This window comes from Aquifex sp., assembly GCF_056494385.1.
This window is the reverse complement of record NZ_JBSLZM010000050.1, coordinates 1-18,456: the sequence shown is the minus strand read 5'-3', so window position 1 is coordinate 18,456 and position 18,456 is coordinate 1. Positions and strand designations below refer to the sequence as shown.

Genomic DNA, 18,456 nt, shown 5'->3' with positions numbered 1-18,456 from the left:
GAGAGAAACCTTTTCTTTTTAGAGGCGGACGAGAATCTAAAATGGTTCGGGGTCCCGGTTAGAGAAATATGTCAAAATGTTAACCCCGATATGAAGAACTCCGAGATAGCCCAAACTATTAAGGCATCTCTCCAGCCCGTAGAAGGTGAAGGTTGGGTCGTATACGTTGACCCTTTTAACAACTTTGCGGATATTTACCCCTCCGATAAGCCGAGATACAGGAACAGATGGAACCCGGAGAAGCCCTACGACATAAGCGAAACACGTTTCCGTATAGGCTTTTTCGGCTCCAAGGAAGAAGCTTACGACTTTTTCCTGAACATTTCCAAGAAGATAAGAGAACTTTACGACCTTAAGTTTGACGTTATATACACTTAAAACTCTGTTTTGTTTTTGACCTTGCTCATACTATCTTTTTGTTTATATTGTATTTTTACTTACCACATCTAAAACAAGGCGCGGAGGTTATGTATGGCTGAGAAGAACCCTATACAACCGGGCCCTGAAGGTTACATACCTACCCCTGCAGCATTTCAAGGATGTGACCTACCACCTCCCGGTAAAGCTTTACTCTACGGTGAGATAGTAGATGAAGAAACTGCTATGAGGGAAGCCGCAAAGGCTCTCCTAACCCGTAAGAATCCCACTATATTCCCCGGTCCTCTGGTTCTGTGGGGATGGAACGCGGATGCGATGGAAAAGGCAAAAGCGGTTCTGGAACTCGCTATGGAAATTCCCAACTGTAGGATAATTCCCATGCCCGACTACAGACCCAAGTATCCTAAGATTGACCCGGAAGCGGAAATAAACCCAAACCACCCTAACCTTACAATTCTCCATAACAGAATTGAAGTTTGTATATTTGTAGGTGTTCACTGTCACTACGCAAACCTTTCCTTGAGAATGATAAGGGCAGGAACAAACTGTTACACAATAGCCCTGTGCGGTGAGATGGGGCACGAAGACGCAATGGTGTCCCTCAGGGACGTTCACGCAGACGAGATAAGAAAGTTCAGAGACGTTCTCGTAGAAGTAAGAAAGGAAATGGGAATAGAATGGGAGCCCCAACTTCCGCCCGAAAATCCCTCGCTTCCAAAAGAAGAATGGGTCAAGATATCTCCTCTGGACTTCGGAGAGTACGCTTATCTTCTTATCCCGAGAAGGGGCGAGATTGTAGAAGAAACCGAGTAATTTTGAAGGAGGTGTGGTATGCCTGAGCAAAGAGTTGTTGACCCTGAATACCTTATTTTAGAAGCTCCCAGGGAAAGAAAGTTTATTACGGGTTCTCAGGCTTTTGCTGAAGCTGTAAAGAGGGCAAACGTTGACGTCGCTATAGCATATCCCATAACTCCCCAATCCGAAACGATGCACCTCGTTGGAGACCTTTACGCGCAAGGATACGTTAAGGATTACTATAGAGCGGAAGAAGAATACGGAGCTATGTCCGCAATAGCCGGAGCGGTAAGGGGGGGAGCTAGAGCCTTTACCGCAACCTCGGGACCTGGACTGCTCAGAGGGCTTGAGGCTATAGTATCCTGGCCCGGACACAGAATTCCGGCGGTTCTCGGTGTAATGACGAGAGTTGTAAACGCTCCCCTCTCCATACAACCCGACAACGTTGAGATATCTTACCTCTTAAATTCCGGACTTGTAGTTCTCCACGCGGAAAACCAACAGGACATTTTTGACTTCACGCTTGCGGGATTTGTAATTTCAGAAAAGGTGGATGTTTATCTTCCTGTCGTAGTTGCTACGGAAGGATTCTTCGTAACTCACGCAAAGGGATACGTAGACCTTCCCCCCGAGGATATGAAACTTCCTCCCAGGGACCCCTACAAGGCACCTGTTCCTCCGACGGACTGTGAAATACCTCCTGCAAGAATACAGAGGGATGCTCCCGTTCAAAAGTCTAACTTCATGAGCTACCTCATTCACGCGGTCTGGCAACAGGAAGTATGGTCTGCAAACAGAAGGGCTGCAAAGTGGATTAAGCACTACCTCGGTGGTCTCATAGAAGTTGTGAACCCGGATGCGGAAGTGTTCGTAGTTGCTTCCGGTTGTGCAGCTGCACAGGGAAGGGAAGCTCAGAGATACGCGACTATGGAAGGGCTTAACGTCGGTCTCGTAAAGGTGAAATCCCTCAGACCGTTCCCCGTTCAAGAGATAAGGGAAGTTCTCAAGAACGCAAAAGCGGTAATAGTTCCCGAACACAACATAGTGGGATGGCTTGCAAAAGAGGTTAAGGCGGCTATACCCAACAGCGGTATAGTTGTTGACGGACCGAGAGTTTACGGAGGAATGACCCTTCCCGTTGAGCTCATAATGGACGAAATTTATAAGGCCTTTGGTATTAAGAAGGAAAAGAAGACCGTTGTTTAAAAAAACTTAAGGAGGTGTAGATATGGGTCTGGAATACGTAAGAATTTCTCCCGGCTTTGAAAAATACATGCCCAGGGACTACGTAGACCTCGTAAAATACGGTCCCTTCGGTAAGAAAGTTGACGTAATGCAACTCGGACAGTTTAAAGAGCTTGTTGAAGAGCACCCGATGTGTGCAGGGTGTTACATGGCTTACTTCATAAGAGTTTTCTACGCAGCCCTTCCTAATCCGGAGGATACGATAGTTCTCGGAACTGCGGGATGTGCAAGACTTGCACTTTCCCAAGCAGCAGTTCCCTTCATCTACGGAAACTATGGTGATACAAACGCGGTTGCATCAGGTCTTAAAAGAGCTCTTTCTATAAGGTTCCCCGACAAGGTTAAGGACGTTGTAGTTATAGCTGGTGACGGTGGACTTATAGACATAGGTTTCGGAATGACCATGCACTCTTGGTTCAGAAGAGAAAAGTTCACCACCATAATGGTTGATAACGAAGTTTACGGAAACACGGGCGGACAGGAAAGCGGAATGTCCCCCAAAGGTGTTCAGCTCAAAATGGCACCCCTCGGAAAGAAGTTTGATAAGATAAACGCTGTTGAGCTTGCAAAAACCGCAGGATGTGTATACGTAGCAAGGATATCTCCCACGAACCCCAAGAGAATAGCTAAGACCATAAGAAGGGCAATACTTGCTGCAAGACATTTCGGACCTACCTTCATACACGCTTACACCTCTTGTAACATTGAGTACTCAATACCCACGAGGGAAGTTCTCGCTGACGCAAGGAAAAGGGAAAAGCAAGACTTTAAGTTCTACGAATGGATGACCGACGAAGTCAAAGAATTCCTCGAAGAGGTTGAAAGGAAGGAAAAAGAGGAGGTCAAGAAATGAAGAGATACAACATAAGAATTGCGGGAGTTGGTGGGCAGGGGGTCGTCACCTCTGCCCACATTCTTGGTAACGCTATGGCTGCAGCGGGTAAGTACGCATCTCTTGTCCCCTTCTTCGGTTCCGAAAAGAGGATGGCACCCGTTGAAGCTTACGTTCGTGTATCGGACCAACCTATATACGAGGTCGGTGAAGTTGTTTACCCCAACGTTATTATGATTTATCACCCTCAGGTTATCACACACGGTAAGTCCTACACAATGCCCTTCTACTCCGGACTGAAAGAGAACGGAATGGTAATAATAAACTCCGACGTTGACATAATCCCCGAAGAAGACAAGAAGGTTCTTGAGGAACTCAACGCAAGGATATACATGATACCCGCAACCCAGATAGCGAGAGACATTGCCGGAACGGAACTCGCCACTAACATGGCTATGGTAGGACTCTTCTTCGGTATTACGAGGCTTGTTAACCTTGAACATATAGAAAAGGCACTAATAGAGAGGTTCCTCGGAGGGACGTTCGTAGCATCCGGTGGAACAACCGCACTTGACTCCGCTATAGAAAAGAAGTTCAAGAGAAAACAGGAACTCCTTGCTAAGAACATGGAGGTTATAAAGTATACGATGAAGCTTGCAGAAGAGAACGGCTGGGTAGAAACGGAAACGGAAGAAGTAAAAACTTGAGGAGGTAAAGATAGATGTATTTCGTTGCGGACGTTAAGGAAAAAGAGTGTGCCCAGTATAACTGTAAACAGTGTGTTCTATTCTGCCCGGAACCGAACTGTCTCAACTTCCGTGCAAGCACGAACAGTGCCTGGGTTTGGTACGACAGGTGTAAGGGTTGTGAAATCTGTGTTTACGTCTGTTCTGACCTCCTCAAGAGACACTGTGTAGAAATGGTAATGGTTACACCGAAGGCAACCGCAAAGTCATAAGCCTTTTTTTCTTTTTTTATTAACCTTTTCGGTAAGTAAACACGTATTGACAAATCCGAAAAAAGGGAAGTGTTATAATTTCTGTAGGGAGGTAGTTATGACTTTAAGCAACGAAGATATTGAAAAGTTAAAGAAGCTTGCTAAGGAAGTTCAGGACTTAATGGTAGAACCGGACATTGATATTGAGGTATGCTTTGATGACGTTGAAAAGGAGGAGGGGTGTGAGGTAGACCTAACACCGGGGTATAAACCTAATTACCCTTACATAAAGGTTGTTTACAGAAGCGGTGACGGGGATGTATTTGAGAAGAAGATAGAAATATCTCCGGACATACTTAAGAAGGACATAAAGGAGATAAAGGAGTTTTTAACCTTCGCAATTGAACAGTTTATGGAGGAAATAGACAGCGTAGAATACGGGGGAGAGTGATTAAACGACTCTCTCCCTTTTCCGTTTAAGGAGTTTCTTTATTCCGTGAACCTCTTTAAGGACGTCCATGTAATTAAGTTCTCCTCTTTCTATCCTATCCATTGCCTCCTCAAGTTTTCTTGTTAGCTCTTCGCTTGTCCACTCGGGAAAGTGTTTTGTCAGGTATTCGTAAACCTTTATTCCCAGCTCCGTAGGTATTAAAAATCCTTTCTCTTCAACTACGTAATGCCTCTCAAGAAGTGTCTGAACTATCTGGGCGTAAGTAGAAGGTCTTCCCAGTCCTTTCTTTTTCATCTCCTGTATAAGGGTTCCCTGGGTGTATGGGTAAACTTTTGGAACTTCTTTGAACTCCTTATCCTGAATTGAGAGTTCATCGCTCTTTGGGAATAAGGTAAACGTGGGATAAATCAGGTCAAAGCCGTGTTCCTTCACGTCAACTACAACGTCTTCTTTAAACTCATAATAGGGTAGTTTTATCTTAAGCTCTTCAATAACGACTTTTGCGGGTCTCATCTGAGAAGCCATAAATCTCTTGAATATAAGTTCGTAAATCTTTACCGTGTTTTCCGGGTCCTCAAACTCCGTAATACCTGCGGTTATCATAAACTCAAGGTCCTTAGGTTCTAAAGGTCTTGTAGGTCTTATACACTCGTGGGCACCCCCTTCTCCCCAGCTTCTTGGGTAAAAATACTCCTCTCCGAAACGTTTCGTTATATAGGGTTTCGCAACAAAATACTTACCCGCATCGGAAACTCTCGTTGAGTCGGTTCTGTGATAGGTTATGTATCCGCTCTCAAAGAGCTCCTGGAGTATTGACATAGTTTTCTTTGTAGATAGGTGGAGTTTCTCGTTAGCGTCCTCAAGTATTGTATCCGTGGTATAAGGTGGTAAAGGTTTTTTCTCTTCTTCCCTCGGATTTTCAATGGTAAGTTCCGCTATCTCAAGGTCTTTAAAAACCTCCTTAGCAAACCTTAAATCTTCAATTTCTATCTTTACCCTGTATCCGTTTACATGGAGAATTATCTCTCCCTTTTTTTGTTTTGACTGCTCATACCTCTTTATAACCCATCCCAGAACGGGAGTTTGGACCCTTCCGGCGGATAGCCATTTCTTTTTAAAAACATCCCAGAGAATATGGGAAAGGGTGAAGCCTACCCATCTGTCAAGGATTCTCCTTACGAGCTGTGCTTTTACCATGTTTAGGTCAACGCTTCTCGGATTTTCTATCGCTTCCCTGAAGGCTTTGGGAGTTACCTCGTGAAACTCCGCCCTTTTTATGTTCAAGTTAAGGGGTTTCGTGAGAAGATAGAGGTCGTATCCTATCTTTTCACCTTCCGCATCGGGGTCCGTCGCTATGTAAACTTCGTCAACCTCGTATCCCACCTTTCTTATTCCTTTTATTAGTTCTATTTTGTCCTCAATCTTTCCCCTACACCTGTTTTTAAGATACTTGTAATCTGTGTGCTGTTCGTGGGTGTCCCTGCACACCTTTATAGTGTCGTAAACGGGAATGTAGGGGTATGTATCGTCAAGGACACCAAAGAAGCCTTTATCCGTGACAAGGTCAAGAACGTGCCCTAAAGAAGCGGTTATTACGAGAAGTCTGTCCCCGAGAGGGACTTCGTAAGCTATTGAGTCCTCAACAAGTCTCATCTGGGGCTTTCCGAAGAAGGATGCTATCGTTCTTGCCTTGTTGGGGCTTTCAACAACGACGAGTGTTGTTCTGAATAGGTCTTTTATCTGGGCTACGCCTTTTCCTTCAAGTATTGCCTTAGCCCTCTTCCTGTCTTCATCTATCTCTTTTATCAACTTATCAAGGTCTATCTCCTCAAGACGCTTAAACTCTATTTCTTGAGTCATGTAGTAAAGAGAGAGTCCTTTCTTAAGGGAGTGGAAAGCCTTGGGGTCCGAGTAGTAAACAACCGATAGCCCCTTAGTCATTCCGCCTGCTATGAAACGGGAGGTTCTACCGCTTGCCTGTATGTATGAGTTTGCATCGCCCACAACTATGTAAAGATCTCCATCCTTAGGAACGAGAGATATATCTTCACTTTCTTCAATCTTTTTAAGGAATTTATCGTCCCTTAAAAACTTCTCAAGGAAGTTCTTTATCTCCTCAACCTTTTCCTTTATCCTCGGATACTGGTCAAGCTGTTCTTCCCTGAGGGTGAGGTATCTCTTGAGATACATGGCGTATTGAATTGCCTGAAGTCTATCGTTCTCTTCAAAAATGTTCAAGAGTGTGAGAAGGAGTGAATAAAGCAGGGGCGGGTTTAAACTCAGCTTTGTGGGAAACACGTGCTTGGGAGGGTCAAGAAACACCGCATACCTTATTATGTGAGGTAGGTCTATACCCCTAACGAGGGGGTTTGTTATGTGAGAGATTCCAACGGCAACGTCAAATTCTCCCTTCTCAAGAATCTGTATTAACTCCTCCGGTTTATACTCAAGGTATGATAAGGCTTTTAAGCCCTTTTTCCTGTAATACTCGGTAATTTCCTGAACTTTTTCTTTTCCGTAAAATACAGAAAGGTAAACAAGTCCCCCCTTCCCGAGCTTTCTTATAAGCTCAACCGATTTCTCAAGGGCTTCCTCCAAGTCCTTAACAGGCTGGGCAACGTCAACTATGTTCCTTAAAGTTGTAATGGCCTTTTGCACATCAAAACCGAGCAGGTTTCTGAAGAGGTAAGCTCTTTTACCTTTCGGTTTAAGGGTTGCGGAAGACACTATTAAAACCGTTTCCCTTTTTCTCTTCCTTATTCTTGCGAGTTTATCGTAGTCCCTCTGACTCTTTTCTTCTTTTAATGCGAGTTTTATCTCATCGTCGGTAAATCCGAGAAGCTTAAAGAGGTAATCTACGTTCTTACCCCTCTTTAGGAAGCTGTCTATGTCGTCTATAAAGATGAGCTTAAACTTAAACTTCATTAAGTTTTCAAAGTTCTTATGGAGAAACATGTTCGTTCCGAGGAGGATATCCCAATCTCCGTTAAGAAACTGCTCTTTTATTTTCTTCTTTGAGTGGTAAACGAGAATCCTCTTTTTAACGTTTAGCTTTTGGGAAAGCTCCTCAAGTTTTTCCCCCGATTGATTGGCTAAAAGTCTTGTCGGAAATATCATTAAAACCCTACCTTTCAAGAAGAGGGACATAACAAGGCCGAAGGTGGTTTTCCCTACACCCGTGGGAGCAACTATGGCAAAAGACTGATTCATGAATACCCGTTTTGCCCATACTCTCTGGAGACTCCAGGGTTTGGCACCTATTCCTTTCTCAAAGAAGTTAATAAACTCCTCAAGTTTCTTATCCGTTTCACAAAAGGGTTTAAGTAGTTTTAGTGTATTTTCCCTTTCAAGGGCTAGGCAAACTTCTTCTTCGGTTGGCTTCGGTAAACACTTTGAACAGGGGAGACCTTTCTCAAGCCTGTCTGAGCTTATAGCTCCCCCGCAATTGGGACATCCCCTTTCTATAATTTCCAGAGCCATAATAATATCTTGCCAGAAGATTTTAATTTTTATTATTTGGACATGATACAAAAGGATAGTCTTGACGACGAGATCTTAAGGGAGATAGCAAGCGTAGGCGGAGGATACGGAAGGAAGATAGAGGTATGTATGGAGAATATGAAACGGATAAAAAGGGTTATAAATTATCTAAAAGTCAGACTTGAGAAGGAAAAGGGAAAAACACCGAAGCTTACTATTAGACTTATAGCGTCTATGAGAAAACGCTTTGAAGCATACAAAAAGGAAGCTTATAAATACAGGTATTACCTTATAGTTTATAGGGAATCTATAGGACTTACGAACCACAGACCCGTTTACGAGATTTACAATATAGAGAAAATTCTTGAAGATGAGCCGTGAAACTTTTTTAGAGGAATACCTTAGGAACTTCCTAAAAGAGAAAGGAATAAAGCTTAGCGAGGAAGCCTTTAACACTATCCTTAGGGAGCTTAAAAGATTTGCCTATAACCCCTTCGGTGAGGGTGTTAACCTTGCACCTACGGCGGACGGCTCATACACCTTTATTCACAATAAGTACGGAGAACCCTATCACAGCCAGACCGCAGGAGCTATAAAGGAAGCATACTGGAAGTTTGTGAAGCCTTCCCGTATACTTGAAAAGGCAAAAAGTAAAGATGTTATAAGAATCCTGGAAGTAGGTTTCGGGCTCGGGTATAACCTTGCGGTTGCTCTGAAACACTTATGGGAGGTAAATCCGGATTTAAGGGTTGAGATAGTTTCTTTTGAAAAGGAACCTCTTAAGGATATTCCTGTTCTTCCAGACCCTTACGGAGAGATACATAAGAAAGTTATCTCAGCCTTTCCGGAGTATGAGGAGGAAAGACTTAAGATAAAAGTTTACGTAGGTGATGCCAGGAAAGAAATAAAGAAGGTAAATTTCAAAGCTGATGCTGTTTTTCACGATGCCTTTTCCCCATATAAAAATCCCGAGCTTTGGACTTACGACTTTTTAAACCTAATTAAGGAAAGAATTGACGAAAAAGGCTACTGGGTTTCTTACAGTTCTTCCCTTTCCGTGAGAAAAAGCCTTATGCTTCTGGGTTTTAAGGTGGGCTCTTCTAAAGAAGTCGGGAGAAAGAGAAAGGGAACTGTTGCGAGTTTAAAAGCTCCGGTTCCACCTATGGAAGAAGGGGAATTAAGGAAGTTAGTATTATCGCCCTTTGCTAAACCCATGAGAGATGAAAATCTAAATAAAGAACCTTTAGAAATACTTACAGAATACCTTTTAAAGGTTTACAATTACTTACTCACTTAAAAATTATTGCCACAAAAATACCGATGAAGTAAATTTAAAAGTGAAAAGATACTTGAGGTGTTCGTTATGAAAAAGAAAACTTACATATTTAATGACAAAACCATAGGCATCCTTGAAGAACTTAAAAAGTCTACAAATAAGAAAGAAACCCAGATTATAGAGGAAGCTTTAAATCATTATTACGACTATATACGGGGAAAAAGTGAGATTTTTGAAGATTTAAAAATTATATCTAAAAACTTTCTGGAGATAATAAACAAAGTTGAGGAACTGAGTTATAAATTGGGCAAGTGTGAGGCAAAACTGGAGCTTATTGAAAAAAGTTAAGCATTTCAATCTATACCTATAAACCAGTACTCGCTTCTGAAACTTTTTCCGTATTTCGGTGAGTAATACCTTACGTATCTGTAAAACTCAACTCTGAAGCTTAGCTTAGTCCCGTCCTTGAACTCAAAGGATATAAAGGGATTCTCAAGGCTGTATATTCCCTCTCCCACGATTACCGCGTCTTCCCTGTAAACCTTTCCGTCCGAACGTGGATGAAGCTTTCCATCGGGGAGTTTTGCGGCAAACATAATCCACTTAGGCCACAGGTCGTAATTCCTCACCCTCACGGTTTCATTCCTTAAAAACTTCGGGTAATTAAACACGTAGATAGAAAGGCAGTAATCGGTGTCTCCATACTCAAGCTTTACGTGGGCGTTGTTCTCGTTTTCCGATGTGTGAATGTGAACCGCAAACTCTCCCTTCAAGGAAGGGAGCTTATCTATCCTTATGGTGTTTTCCGGGTCAGTTCCGAGAACTATTGGAAGCTTCATAAGATTAAATTAATCCAGGAGAGCATTTACATAAGCTTCAGCATCAAAGGGCTGAAGGTCGTCTATACCCTCGCCCACACCCACGAGCTTTATGGGAATTTTGAACTCCTTGCAAACCGCAACTATAAAGCCTCCTTTTGCACTCCCGTCAAGCTTTGTCACAACTATCCCCGTTATATCAACCGCTTCCTTAAAAACTTTAGCCTGCTGTATTGCGTTCTGTCCCGTTGTTGCGTCCATTACAAGGAGTGTTTCGGTCGGTTCTTCTTCGTCAAACTTCTTAATTACCTTTACAATCTTTCTCAGCTCCTTTATTAAAGGCTCCTTCGTGTGAAGCCTTCCTGCGGTATCTATAAGGACGACGTCGTATCCCTCCTCCTTTGCTTTATTCATACCTTCGTAAACGACCGCTCCGGGGTCTGCTCCTTCCTCTTTTTTTACTATATCAACACCCGCGCGTTTTGCCCACACTTCAAGCTGTTCAACGGCAGCAGCCCTAAAGGTATCTCCTGCAACTAGTAAAACCTTTTTTCCTTTACCTTTTAACTTATAGGCAAGCTTTCCTATGGTCGTTGTTTTACCCGAACCGTTCACACCGACGAAGAGTATAACCGAAGCCTTCTTTTCCTTTATATTTAGCTTTCCTTCGCAGTTCTTAAGTATTGAAAGAAGCTCGTTCTTTAAAAACTCCTTTATCTCTTCCGAGCTCTTTATGTTTTTCCTGATAGCTTCCTTCCTCAGTTTCTCGGTTATATCAACCGCGGTTTTCACACCTACGTCAGCCTTAACGAGGAGTTCCTCAAGCTCTTCAAAAAACTCCTCGTCTACCTTTCTACCCCTAAAGAGAATTCCGAACTCTACAGCCTCTTTAGTTTTTTTAAGCCCCTTCTTTAGCTTATCCAGAACGCTTTCTTTTTCTTCTTTTACGAGTCCGAGTTCAAGCTCAAGCTTTTTTATAAACTCCTCAAGTTCCTGTTTCCTCTCGTAAGGGACTATCTTCTCAGCCCTTTTCGCATACTCGTAGGACTCTTTCGTTTTCTCGAGCTGGTAGTAAATCTTTGCAACGTTGTAAAGGCTTTCAAAATCTCCCACCTTTAGGAACTCTCTTATCGCATCCTCATACTTTCCGAGAGCCTGGTAAACCTTTGCCCTCTCCTTTGCGGTTCCGAGTTTATCCCCGAACTTCTTTAAGTATGGATACGCTTGGACGAACTTTCCTTCGTTTACGTAAAGCTCAAATAATAGCTCTGCAAGCTCCTCGTTTTGGTCTGCGTATTTTTTCAGTATTTTTTCCGCTTTTTCCCTCTTTCCCTGCTTTATCAATTCAAGGATTGCGTTCTTATCCCCTTTTTCTGCTTTCTTTTCTACGTCGGACTTTCTCCAGAAAAAAACCATAGAGTTTAATTTACTACAATCCCCTTATGTTTAATATCATAAAAATATTAGAATATTCTAATATATTGATAAGAAAACCTGATAGGAGGTGCGTGAGATGTATGGAAATCCGCTGATACCCGGAATACCTGACGATGCAATTGTTAATATAAATTACGTTGTTCTTAAGGAAGGTGTTGATATAGATGAGGTTATGGAAAAGGCCGCATACCTCTGTGAACACGTAAAGACTTACCACTCCGATGATGGATTTTACGGAGGATTTGTTGTTCTCAACACCGGCGGAGTATCCCTTGAGGGTTCCACTGCAGGACAGGCTACGGAACACCCCCTGAAGAACAGGGAGATACTCATAATAACCTTCTGGAAAGACCTTGAAAGTCACGAAAAATCCCACAAGTCTGAAAAGTTTAACAAGCTCTTTAAGGAACTAACAGAGCTTGCGGAAAGCACATACGAAGTAGTTTATAAGATGCTCTGGCAGGGTAAGGCCTATGACCCCGAAACCGCTAAGAGGGCAAGGGAGGCAAAGGAAACCGCAGAGGCAAAGTAAAATAGATTTATGGCATTTAAAAGCTTCAGGGATTTTATGGAAGATGCGGTAAGGAGGTATTACAGCTCGGAAAGAGCCCTAAAGGACTTCTTCACAGCCCCTCAGCTTGACAAAGCTTTCGGCGAAGCCCTTGCCGAGTTTTTTTCTCAACACCTTTCGGAGTTTGAGAAACCTGCACTCGTAGAACTAGGAGCGGGAACGGGATTACTTGCGAGAGACATTTTAAATTACTACAGGGAAAACTACCCGGAGCTCTTTAAAAACGTCCGTTATTACATATACGAGTTTAGTCCGAGCCTTATAGAGAAACAGAGGAAGGTTTTATCGGATTTTGATAACGTTGAGTGGGTAAACGAGCTTCCGAAGGTAGAGGGAGTAATCTTCTCAAACGAGTTCTTTGACGCCCTTCCCGTTCACGTTGTTAAGGATGGAAAAGAGTTATACGTTGACGAAAAGGGAAACGAGGTATGGCTCAGCCTTGAAAATGAAAGGGTAAAGGATTTCCTGAGACGAATGGGATACGAGAATTTAAACCAAGTAGTTGAAGTATGCCTTGATTGTGTTGATATGCTTAAGAGGATTTCCGAAAGTCTTGTTGCAGGATACCATGTCGTTATAGACTACGGATACACTTCAGACGAGATAACTCGCTTTCCCGAAGGAACTGTTTTAGCATACAAGGAACATAAGGTGGCCAAAGACTTCCTAAAGGAAGCGGGAAGCGTGGACATAACCGCACACGTTAACTTTTCCGCTCTAATGGAATACGGAAGGGATTTCGGACTTGAGACTATACTCTTCCAGCCCCAAAGGGATTTTTTAATGCACATACCCACATTCCTGAACGAGCTTGAAAAACTAAGCTGGGATGAAACACCCGAAGGCATAGAGAGAATGTCAAGGCTAAAAACGATGCTCGTATCTATGGGAGACAAGTTTAAGGTTCTACTTCAGAGGAAGTCTTCTTAAAAGGAAGGATAGGATAAAGAGAAGTAAGGAGATACCTACAATCGTTCCGCTCGGAGGAAAGTCGTAATTAAAGGATATGTAAATTCCGAAGATAATGGAAAAGACCGAAGCTAAAGAAGAAAAAAGGAGGCTCTTTAAAAAGGAGTTTGCAAGTATAAGGCCAGTCATGGCAGGTATAACAACCATTGAGGAAGCCAGTATTACACCCACAGCTTTTATACTTGCCACTATAACCAGGGCTGTTAAAGAAACGAATAGGTGGTTTATAAGTGTTATGTTTACCCCTTTTACCCGTGCTATCTCTTCAGAAAAAGTGAGTAGAATAAGCTTCCTGTAAAAGAAAAAAAGGAATAAAAGGGTGAGTAAGAAAACTCCCGAGGAGTATATAAGGTCCTTATCGTCAACCATTAGTATATTGCCGAAAAGGTAGGAAAAGAGATTCTCCCCGAATCCCTTTACTACGCCGAGAATTATAACCGCCAAAGCCATACCGCTTGAGAATATAACAGCGACGGCGGTATCTCCGGGAACCTTTTTTGTTCTCGTTAGGAACTCAACGAGGTTAGCTACAAAGAGTGTAAATAAAACCGTTGAGAGGTGAATGTCCGTATTAAGGAGAAAACCGATTGCTATTCCTGCAAAAGCAGAGTGGGAGAGCCCTGCACCGAGAAAGGCAAAACGCCTGAGTATAAGAAAAACACCGATTAAGGCGGTAGAGAGGGCAATAAGGGTTCCCGCTATTAAGCCTCTCTGGACAAAGTCATACTCAAGAAATTCCATGGAGAACTCCCTTAAGCCCGAAGGCTTCCTCTATATACTCAATTGCGTTCTCCGGAGGACCGAAGTAACAAACCCTTCTGTTAATACAGAGTATCTTATTCGCATGGTTGAGAAGACTTCCTATATCGTGAGATATCATGAGTATAGTCTTTCGGTGATTTGTATTAAGGTCTATAAGTATATTTGTGAAATGGGTAAGCGCGTGGACGTCAAGTCCCGTTGAAGGCTCATCAAGGAGCAGGAGGTCCGGGTTAGTTGAAAGTGCGAGGGCAAGCAAAACCCTCTGTTGCTGACCGCCCGAAAGCTTCGTAAACTGCTTGTTCAGCATATCTCTTATCTTCAGGTATTCAATCACGAACTCCGTATCCTTTTTATCCGTTGAAACACTGCTAAGTAGTTCTATTACCTTTCCCGGAAAGGTGTGTTCAACGTTTACCCTTTGGGGAACGTATCCAACCCTTTTCCATTCCTTAAAGTCTTCTACCTTAGTTCCGAAAAGCTTTACGCTTCCCTTATTCGGTTTTAAAAAACCGAGAATGAGTTTAAAAAGGGTGGACTTCCCGGCTCCGTTTGGGCCAACTATTCCTATGAAGTCTCCCTCTTCTACCGAAAAGGATATATCCTCAAGGACGTAAAACTTTCCGTCGTAAGAAAAACTAACTCCTTCAACTTCTACTATCCGCATTTTAAGGCTTTCCTCAGGATTTTTAAATTTTCATTCATTATTTTGTAGTAATTATCGTCTTTTCCCTTAGGAATAATCTTAACGTTTATCTCGTAAACCTTTACACCATACTTATCTTTAAGTATGTCCGCCAGCTTTGAGTGTGCACCTTGAGGTATGAGAATAACTTTTACTTTTTTCCTCCTTACTTCTCTCAAGAGTTTCTTTAGTGTTTTAGGGGATATTCCTCCGTGGTGTTCCTCTTTAAGGATAACCTGTTTTAGTCCGTAGTCTTCTGCGAGATAGCCGAAAGCGGGATGAACAGCACCGAAGGTTTTTATCTTGCACTTTGAAAGTGTTTTTTCATAACTCTTGTGAAGTTCTAAGAGCTTCTCGTAGACCTCTTTATAGTTATTTTCAAAGTTTTTTTCAGGGTAAACACTTTTTAACGCATCTTTTACGTTGTTAACAACCTTTAACATTCTCTTGGGAGAAACCCAGAAATGCGGGTCCTTCCCGAGTTCCTTATGCCCGTAATAAAGTAAGTCTATACCTTCGGATAAACTGAACACCTTAGCCTTAGTAATCTTTGAGGCCTTCACCTCCCACTCACCTAAGGAAACACCGCTTACGAAAAACACCTTAGCAACGTAAAGTTTTATCAGTTCCCTGGGAGAAAGCTCGTAGGTGTGGTAATCCGCTTTAGGCGGAACGAGAGTATCAACCCTGAATTCCTCACCGCTTATATCCTTAACGACGTCGTAAAAGGGATAAATTGAGACAAGAATTAAATCCTTACCGAAGGTAAGTGTAAGAAGAAAAAGCAGAATTAAAAGCTTTTTCATCTTAGTTTTTGTACTATTATCCTCATCATTTCAAGCATGGAGTTTGGGTCTGTTGCTGTTACCAGATTTCCGTCCACCTCAACGGGATTGCCTGTGTAGTTTGCTCCGGCATTTATAAGGTCATCCTTTATGGCGAAAAATCCCGTAACCTTTTTCCCCTTTACTATTTTTGCGGATATAAGAACCCACGGGCCGTGGCATACAGCGCAGACGAGTTTCCCCTTATCGTAATGCTTTTTAACTATATGGAGAACCTCGGGATATCTTCTGAGTCTATCGGGTGCGTATCCTCCCGGGATGAAAACACAGTCAAACTCATCGTGGTAAACTTCTTTTATAGTTTTATCAGGTTTAAAGCTCATCCCCTTCTTTCCCTTATATTCCTTTATCTTCGGTGAAGCCGAGACTACGTTATGACCTTCTTCCTTTAGTCTTAAGTAAGGATATATAAACTCAACGTCTTCAACGAGTTCCTCAAGGAATATAAGAACCTTCTTCATAGGTTTTAATTTTAAAATGAAACATTATGTTCAAGAAGGTTTTGATAGCAAACAGGGGAGAGGTAGCTGTAAGGATAATAAGGGCTTGTAAGGAGCTCGGGATAAAAACAGTTGCGATATACTCAGAGGCGGACGTTCGGTCACTTCACGTCAAAAAAGCGGACGAGGCTTATCTGATTACGGGTGACCCGGTCAGGGCTTACCTTGATTACGTAAGGATTGTAGACCTTGCAAAACAAGTAGGAGCTGATGCGATACACCCCGGATACGGATTCCTTGCGGAAAATCCGGAGTTTGCCAGATATTGCATAAGAAGAGGAATAACCTTTATAGGTCCGACTCCCGAGCAGATTGAGATGTTCGGGGACAAAGTAAAAGCGAAAAAGGTCATGAAGGAAGCAGGACTCCCTACAATTCCGGGAACAGAGGAACCCATTACAAACCTTGAGGATGCAAAGCACTACGCAAGGGAAATTGGATACCCCATAATGCTTAAGGCGGCATACGGAGGAGGGGGAAGGGGTATGAGGGTGGTAAGAAATGAGGAGGAGCTTAAGAAATCCTTTGAGAGTGCTTACAGGGAAGCGGAAACCTTCTTCGGGAAGGGAGATCTTTTCATAGAAAAATACCTTGAGAACCCGAAACATATTGAAGTTCAAGTCCTCGGGGATAAATACGGAAACATAATACATCTGGGTGAAAGGGACTGCTCAATACAGCGAAGGCACCAAAAACTTATAGAGATAGCTCCTTCTCCGGTCCTTCCCAAAGAGCTTAGGATGAAAATCCTTGGGAATGCGGTAAGGGCTCTGACTAAGGTGGGTTATGAAAATGCAGGAACCCTTGAGTTTCTGGTAGACCTTAAAACCGGTGAGTATTACTTCATAGAGATGAATACAAGACTCCAGGTTGAACACACGATTACCGAAACGATAACGGGAGTAGACATAGTTGAGATGATGATAAGGATAGCTGCGGGAGAGCCTCTTCCCTACTTACAGAGTGATATAACCTTTAGGGGCTACGCCATAGAGTTTCGTATAAACGCCGAGGACCCGAAAAGGAATTTCGCACCGGCACCCGGAAAGATAACCTCCTACTACTCACCCGGTGGACCCGGGGTGAGGATAGACGCTTCCGTTTATAAGGACTACATAATACCCCCTTATTACGACTCTATGATAGCGAAAATGACCGTATGGGCGCTTACGTGGGAGAAAGTTGTGGCTCGCTCAAGGAGAGCACTTGACGAGTTTGTCGTGAGAGGTGTTCCGACAAACATACCCCTTTACAGGGAAATAGTGAGAGACCCGGATTTCTTAAGAGGAGACTTCGGAGTTAAGTTCCTTGAGGAAAAGCTCGCAAGAGGTGAGTACGACCTTAAGATTGAAGGTGAAAAGCCGAGGGAAGATATCGTTCTCGCACTTTCCGCAGCTATAGCCGCTCACTACGGACTTTAACTATTCCCATAGCCTCGGGGCGAAGGTTGAGAGAAGTCCCTTCGGTATCTTAACCTCTTCACCGAAAAGCTCCTTCATCTGAAGGGCGTTCAGTGCTCCCTTTCCCCTGTAGTGGTTGTTAAAAAATACGTACGTATCCTTTCCCTCGTAAATCTTTAGAATCTTTTCTTTTAACTTCTCAAGTTCTTCAATTGAGTAAAGGTAGTCATACCTCTCGTAAGGTTCTTTATGGTTGTGCCACTTTTCCTTATTCCTTCCGTGGAGTCTTACGTAGTTAATTGTTCCAACGGAAACCCATGGGCCTATCAGGAGACCTTTTACCTTCGGAGCGTCTACGTTGACGAGTGCGGAAAAACCTATCTCTTCAACAAATGCGTAAAACTCCTGATTTGCGAAACTCCTATGTCTTACCTCAACAACCCTTTCAATTCCCGTAAATTCGGAGGAAAGTTTTTTTAAGTAATCAAGGTTTTCCCGGGTGTATCTAAAGCTTTCGGGGAACTGGAAAAGGACAGCTATAAACCGTTCCTCATTTTCAAGCAACGGTTTTATACCCTCTATGAAGGCTTTTAAATCTTCCTTTGTGTAATTCCTTTCGTGAGTAAAAACTTGATTAGCCTTTACGGAAAACTTCAACTTTTTTGTTTTCTCAAGGAAGCTTTTGAAGGTAAAAGGGTGCGGCATGGTGTAGTAGGTGTAGTTTATCTCAACCACGTTAAAGAACTTTTCGTAATAAATAATCATCTCATTATCGGATATGTGGGAGGGGTAAAAAGTTCCCTTCCAATCTTTGTAGGAGAAGCCGCTACAACCTATGTATACGTTTTTAAACCTTTTCATAAAAGGAATTTAAAGGGAAAGGAGGTTAAGGAACAAATCTTTGTTTAAAGGTATCAAGGGCTTCCTTTATTTTCTTTTCAAGCTCTTCGTCCAGCTTCTTCTTTTCGGTTATCTCTTTGAGAATATCAGGTCTCTCGTTATCAAGGAATGCGTAAAGCTCTTTTTCAAACTTCCTAACCGATTCAACGGGAATGTCGTCAAGGTATCCGTGGGTTCC

The 18,456-nt window shown here is 42.8% G+C and carries 21 protein-coding genes and 1 pseudogene; 13 read left to right on the top strand and 9 right to left on the bottom strand.

Annotation, left to right across the window (positions count from 1 at the left end; translation table 11 throughout):
- The 7 genes from ACWB1W_RS03945 to ACWB1W_RS03915 form a co-directional block, all read left to right on the top strand.
- Positions 1-378: hypothetical protein (locus tag ACWB1W_RS03945; protein ID WP_479370091.1), on the top strand; the 378-nt coding region annotated here is incomplete at its 5' end.
- 93 nt (positions 379-471) lie between these two features.
- A complete protein-coding gene (locus ACWB1W_RS03940; protein WP_479370090.1) occupies positions 472-1,191 on the top strand; it encodes a carbon monoxide dehydrogenase beta subunit family protein in 720 nt (239 codons plus the stop codon).
- 18 nt (positions 1,192-1,209) lie between these two features.
- The gene (locus tag ACWB1W_RS03935) at positions 1,210-2,379 is read left to right on the top strand and encodes a transketolase C-terminal domain-containing protein (protein WP_479370089.1); all 1,170 of its coding nucleotides are present in this window, start codon (positions 1,210-1,212) and stop codon (positions 2,377-2,379) included.
- Between the two features lie 22 nt (positions 2,380-2,401).
- A complete protein-coding gene (locus tag ACWB1W_RS03930) occupies positions 2,402-3,271 on the top strand; it encodes a thiamine pyrophosphate-dependent enzyme (RefSeq protein WP_479370088.1) in 870 nt (289 codons plus the stop codon).
- Positions 3,268-3,957, top strand: a complete 690-nt coding sequence (locus ACWB1W_RS03925) for a 2-oxoacid:acceptor oxidoreductase family protein (RefSeq protein ID WP_479370087.1) — start codon at positions 3,268-3,270, stop codon at positions 3,955-3,957. The genes ACWB1W_RS03930 and ACWB1W_RS03925 overlap by 4 nt, the downstream gene beginning before the upstream one ends.
- Positions 3,958-3,971: 14 nt before the next feature.
- Positions 3,972-4,208: a ferredoxin oxidoreductase gene (locus ACWB1W_RS03920; RefSeq protein ID WP_459774557.1), complete on the top strand. Its 237-nt coding sequence runs from the start codon at positions 3,972-3,974 to the stop codon at positions 4,206-4,208.
- A gap of 97 nt (positions 4,209-4,305) precedes the next feature.
- Positions 4,306-4,638 (top strand): hypothetical protein, encoded by a 333-nt coding sequence (locus ACWB1W_RS03915; protein ID WP_479370086.1) that lies wholly within the window; start codon positions 4,306-4,308, stop codon positions 4,636-4,638.
- On the opposite strand, the gene rgy is transcribed toward ACWB1W_RS03915, so the two are convergent.
- Entirely contained in the window at positions 4,639-8,118 is a 3,480-nt protein-coding gene (gene rgy, locus ACWB1W_RS03910; protein WP_479370085.1) for a reverse gyrase, read from the bottom strand.
- 42 nt (positions 8,119-8,160) lie between these two features.
- Here rgy and ACWB1W_RS03905 point away from each other — a divergent pair, with 42 nt between their 5' ends.
- From ACWB1W_RS03905 to ACWB1W_RS03895, 3 genes are all read left to right on the top strand, one after another.
- On the top strand, positions 8,161-8,499 hold the full coding sequence (locus tag ACWB1W_RS03905) for a hypothetical protein (RefSeq protein ID WP_479370084.1): 339 nt from the start codon (positions 8,161-8,163) through the stop codon (positions 8,497-8,499).
- Entirely contained in the window at positions 8,489-9,415 is a 927-nt protein-coding gene (locus ACWB1W_RS03900) for a tRNA (5-methylaminomethyl-2-thiouridine)(34)-methyltransferase MnmD (protein ID WP_479370083.1), read from the top strand. The genes ACWB1W_RS03905 and ACWB1W_RS03900 overlap by 11 nt, the downstream gene beginning before the upstream one ends.
- Before the next feature lie 66 nt (positions 9,416-9,481).
- Positions 9,482-9,742 carry a ribbon-helix-helix domain-containing protein gene (locus ACWB1W_RS03895; RefSeq protein WP_479370082.1) on the top strand — a complete coding sequence of 87 codons (261 nt, stop codon included), beginning with the start codon at positions 9,482-9,484 and terminating at the stop codon, positions 9,740-9,742.
- 5 nt (positions 9,743-9,747) lie between these two features.
- Here ACWB1W_RS03895 and ACWB1W_RS03890 read toward each other — a convergent pair whose 3' ends face one another.
- The gene (locus ACWB1W_RS03890; protein WP_479370081.1) at positions 9,748-10,233 is read right to left on the bottom strand and encodes a hypothetical protein; all 486 of its coding nucleotides are present in this window, start codon (positions 10,231-10,233) and stop codon (positions 9,748-9,750) included.
- 9 nt (positions 10,234-10,242) lie between these two features.
- Positions 10,243-11,628, bottom strand: coding sequence for a signal recognition particle-docking protein FtsY (gene ftsY, locus ACWB1W_RS03885; RefSeq protein ID WP_479370080.1), 1,386 nt, complete (start codon positions 11,626-11,628; stop codon positions 10,243-10,245).
- A gap of 97 nt (positions 11,629-11,725) precedes the next feature.
- On the opposite strand from ftsY, the gene ACWB1W_RS03880 reads away from it, so the two are divergent.
- Positions 11,726-12,181 (top strand): ligand-binding protein SH3, encoded by a 456-nt coding sequence (locus ACWB1W_RS03880; protein WP_479370079.1) that lies wholly within the window; start codon positions 11,726-11,728, stop codon positions 12,179-12,181.
- Positions 12,182-12,190: 9 nt separating this feature from the next.
- The gene (locus ACWB1W_RS03875) at positions 12,191-13,150 is read left to right on the top strand and encodes an SAM-dependent methyltransferase (RefSeq protein WP_479370078.1); all 960 of its coding nucleotides are present in this window, start codon (positions 12,191-12,193) and stop codon (positions 13,148-13,150) included.
- Here ACWB1W_RS03875 and ACWB1W_RS03870 read toward each other — a convergent pair.
- From ACWB1W_RS03870 to ACWB1W_RS03855, 4 genes are read right to left on the bottom strand one after another with little or no spacing between them, the layout of a single operon-like run.
- Positions 13,127-13,930, bottom strand: a complete 804-nt coding sequence (locus ACWB1W_RS03870) for a metal ABC transporter permease (protein WP_479370077.1) — start codon at positions 13,928-13,930, stop codon at positions 13,127-13,129. The two genes, ACWB1W_RS03875 and ACWB1W_RS03870, sit on opposite strands and share 24 nt — an antisense overlap.
- The gene (locus tag ACWB1W_RS03865) at positions 13,917-14,615 is read right to left on the bottom strand and encodes a metal ABC transporter ATP-binding protein (RefSeq protein ID WP_479370076.1); all 699 of its coding nucleotides are present in this window, start codon (positions 14,613-14,615) and stop codon (positions 13,917-13,919) included. The genes ACWB1W_RS03870 and ACWB1W_RS03865 overlap by 14 nt, the downstream gene beginning before the upstream one ends.
- The gene (locus tag ACWB1W_RS03860; RefSeq protein ID WP_479370075.1) at positions 14,606-15,439 is read right to left on the bottom strand and encodes a metal ABC transporter solute-binding protein, Zn/Mn family; all 834 of its coding nucleotides are present in this window, start codon (positions 15,437-15,439) and stop codon (positions 14,606-14,608) included. Before ACWB1W_RS03860 ends, ACWB1W_RS03865 begins: the two co-directional genes overlap by 10 nt.
- Positions 15,436-15,939: a type 1 glutamine amidotransferase domain-containing protein gene (locus ACWB1W_RS03855; RefSeq protein WP_479370074.1), complete on the bottom strand. Its 504-nt coding sequence runs from the start codon at positions 15,937-15,939 to the stop codon at positions 15,436-15,438. The genes ACWB1W_RS03860 and ACWB1W_RS03855 overlap by 4 nt, the downstream gene beginning before the upstream one ends.
- 26 nt (positions 15,940-15,965) lie before the next feature.
- Here ACWB1W_RS03855 and accC point away from each other — a divergent pair, with 26 nt between their 5' ends.
- Positions 15,966-17,399, top strand: a complete 1,434-nt coding sequence (accC, locus tag ACWB1W_RS03850) for an acetyl-CoA carboxylase biotin carboxylase subunit (RefSeq protein WP_479370073.1) — start codon at positions 15,966-15,968, stop codon at positions 17,397-17,399.
- On the opposite strand, the gene ACWB1W_RS03845 is transcribed toward accC, so the two are convergent.
- A complete protein-coding gene (locus tag ACWB1W_RS03845; RefSeq protein ID WP_479370072.1) occupies positions 17,400-18,239 on the bottom strand; it encodes a DUF72 domain-containing protein in 840 nt (279 codons plus the stop codon).
- 25 nt (positions 18,240-18,264) lie between these two features.
- Positions 18,265-18,456, bottom strand: a pseudogene (locus ACWB1W_RS03840) (F0F1 ATP synthase subunit alpha); the annotation flags it as partial.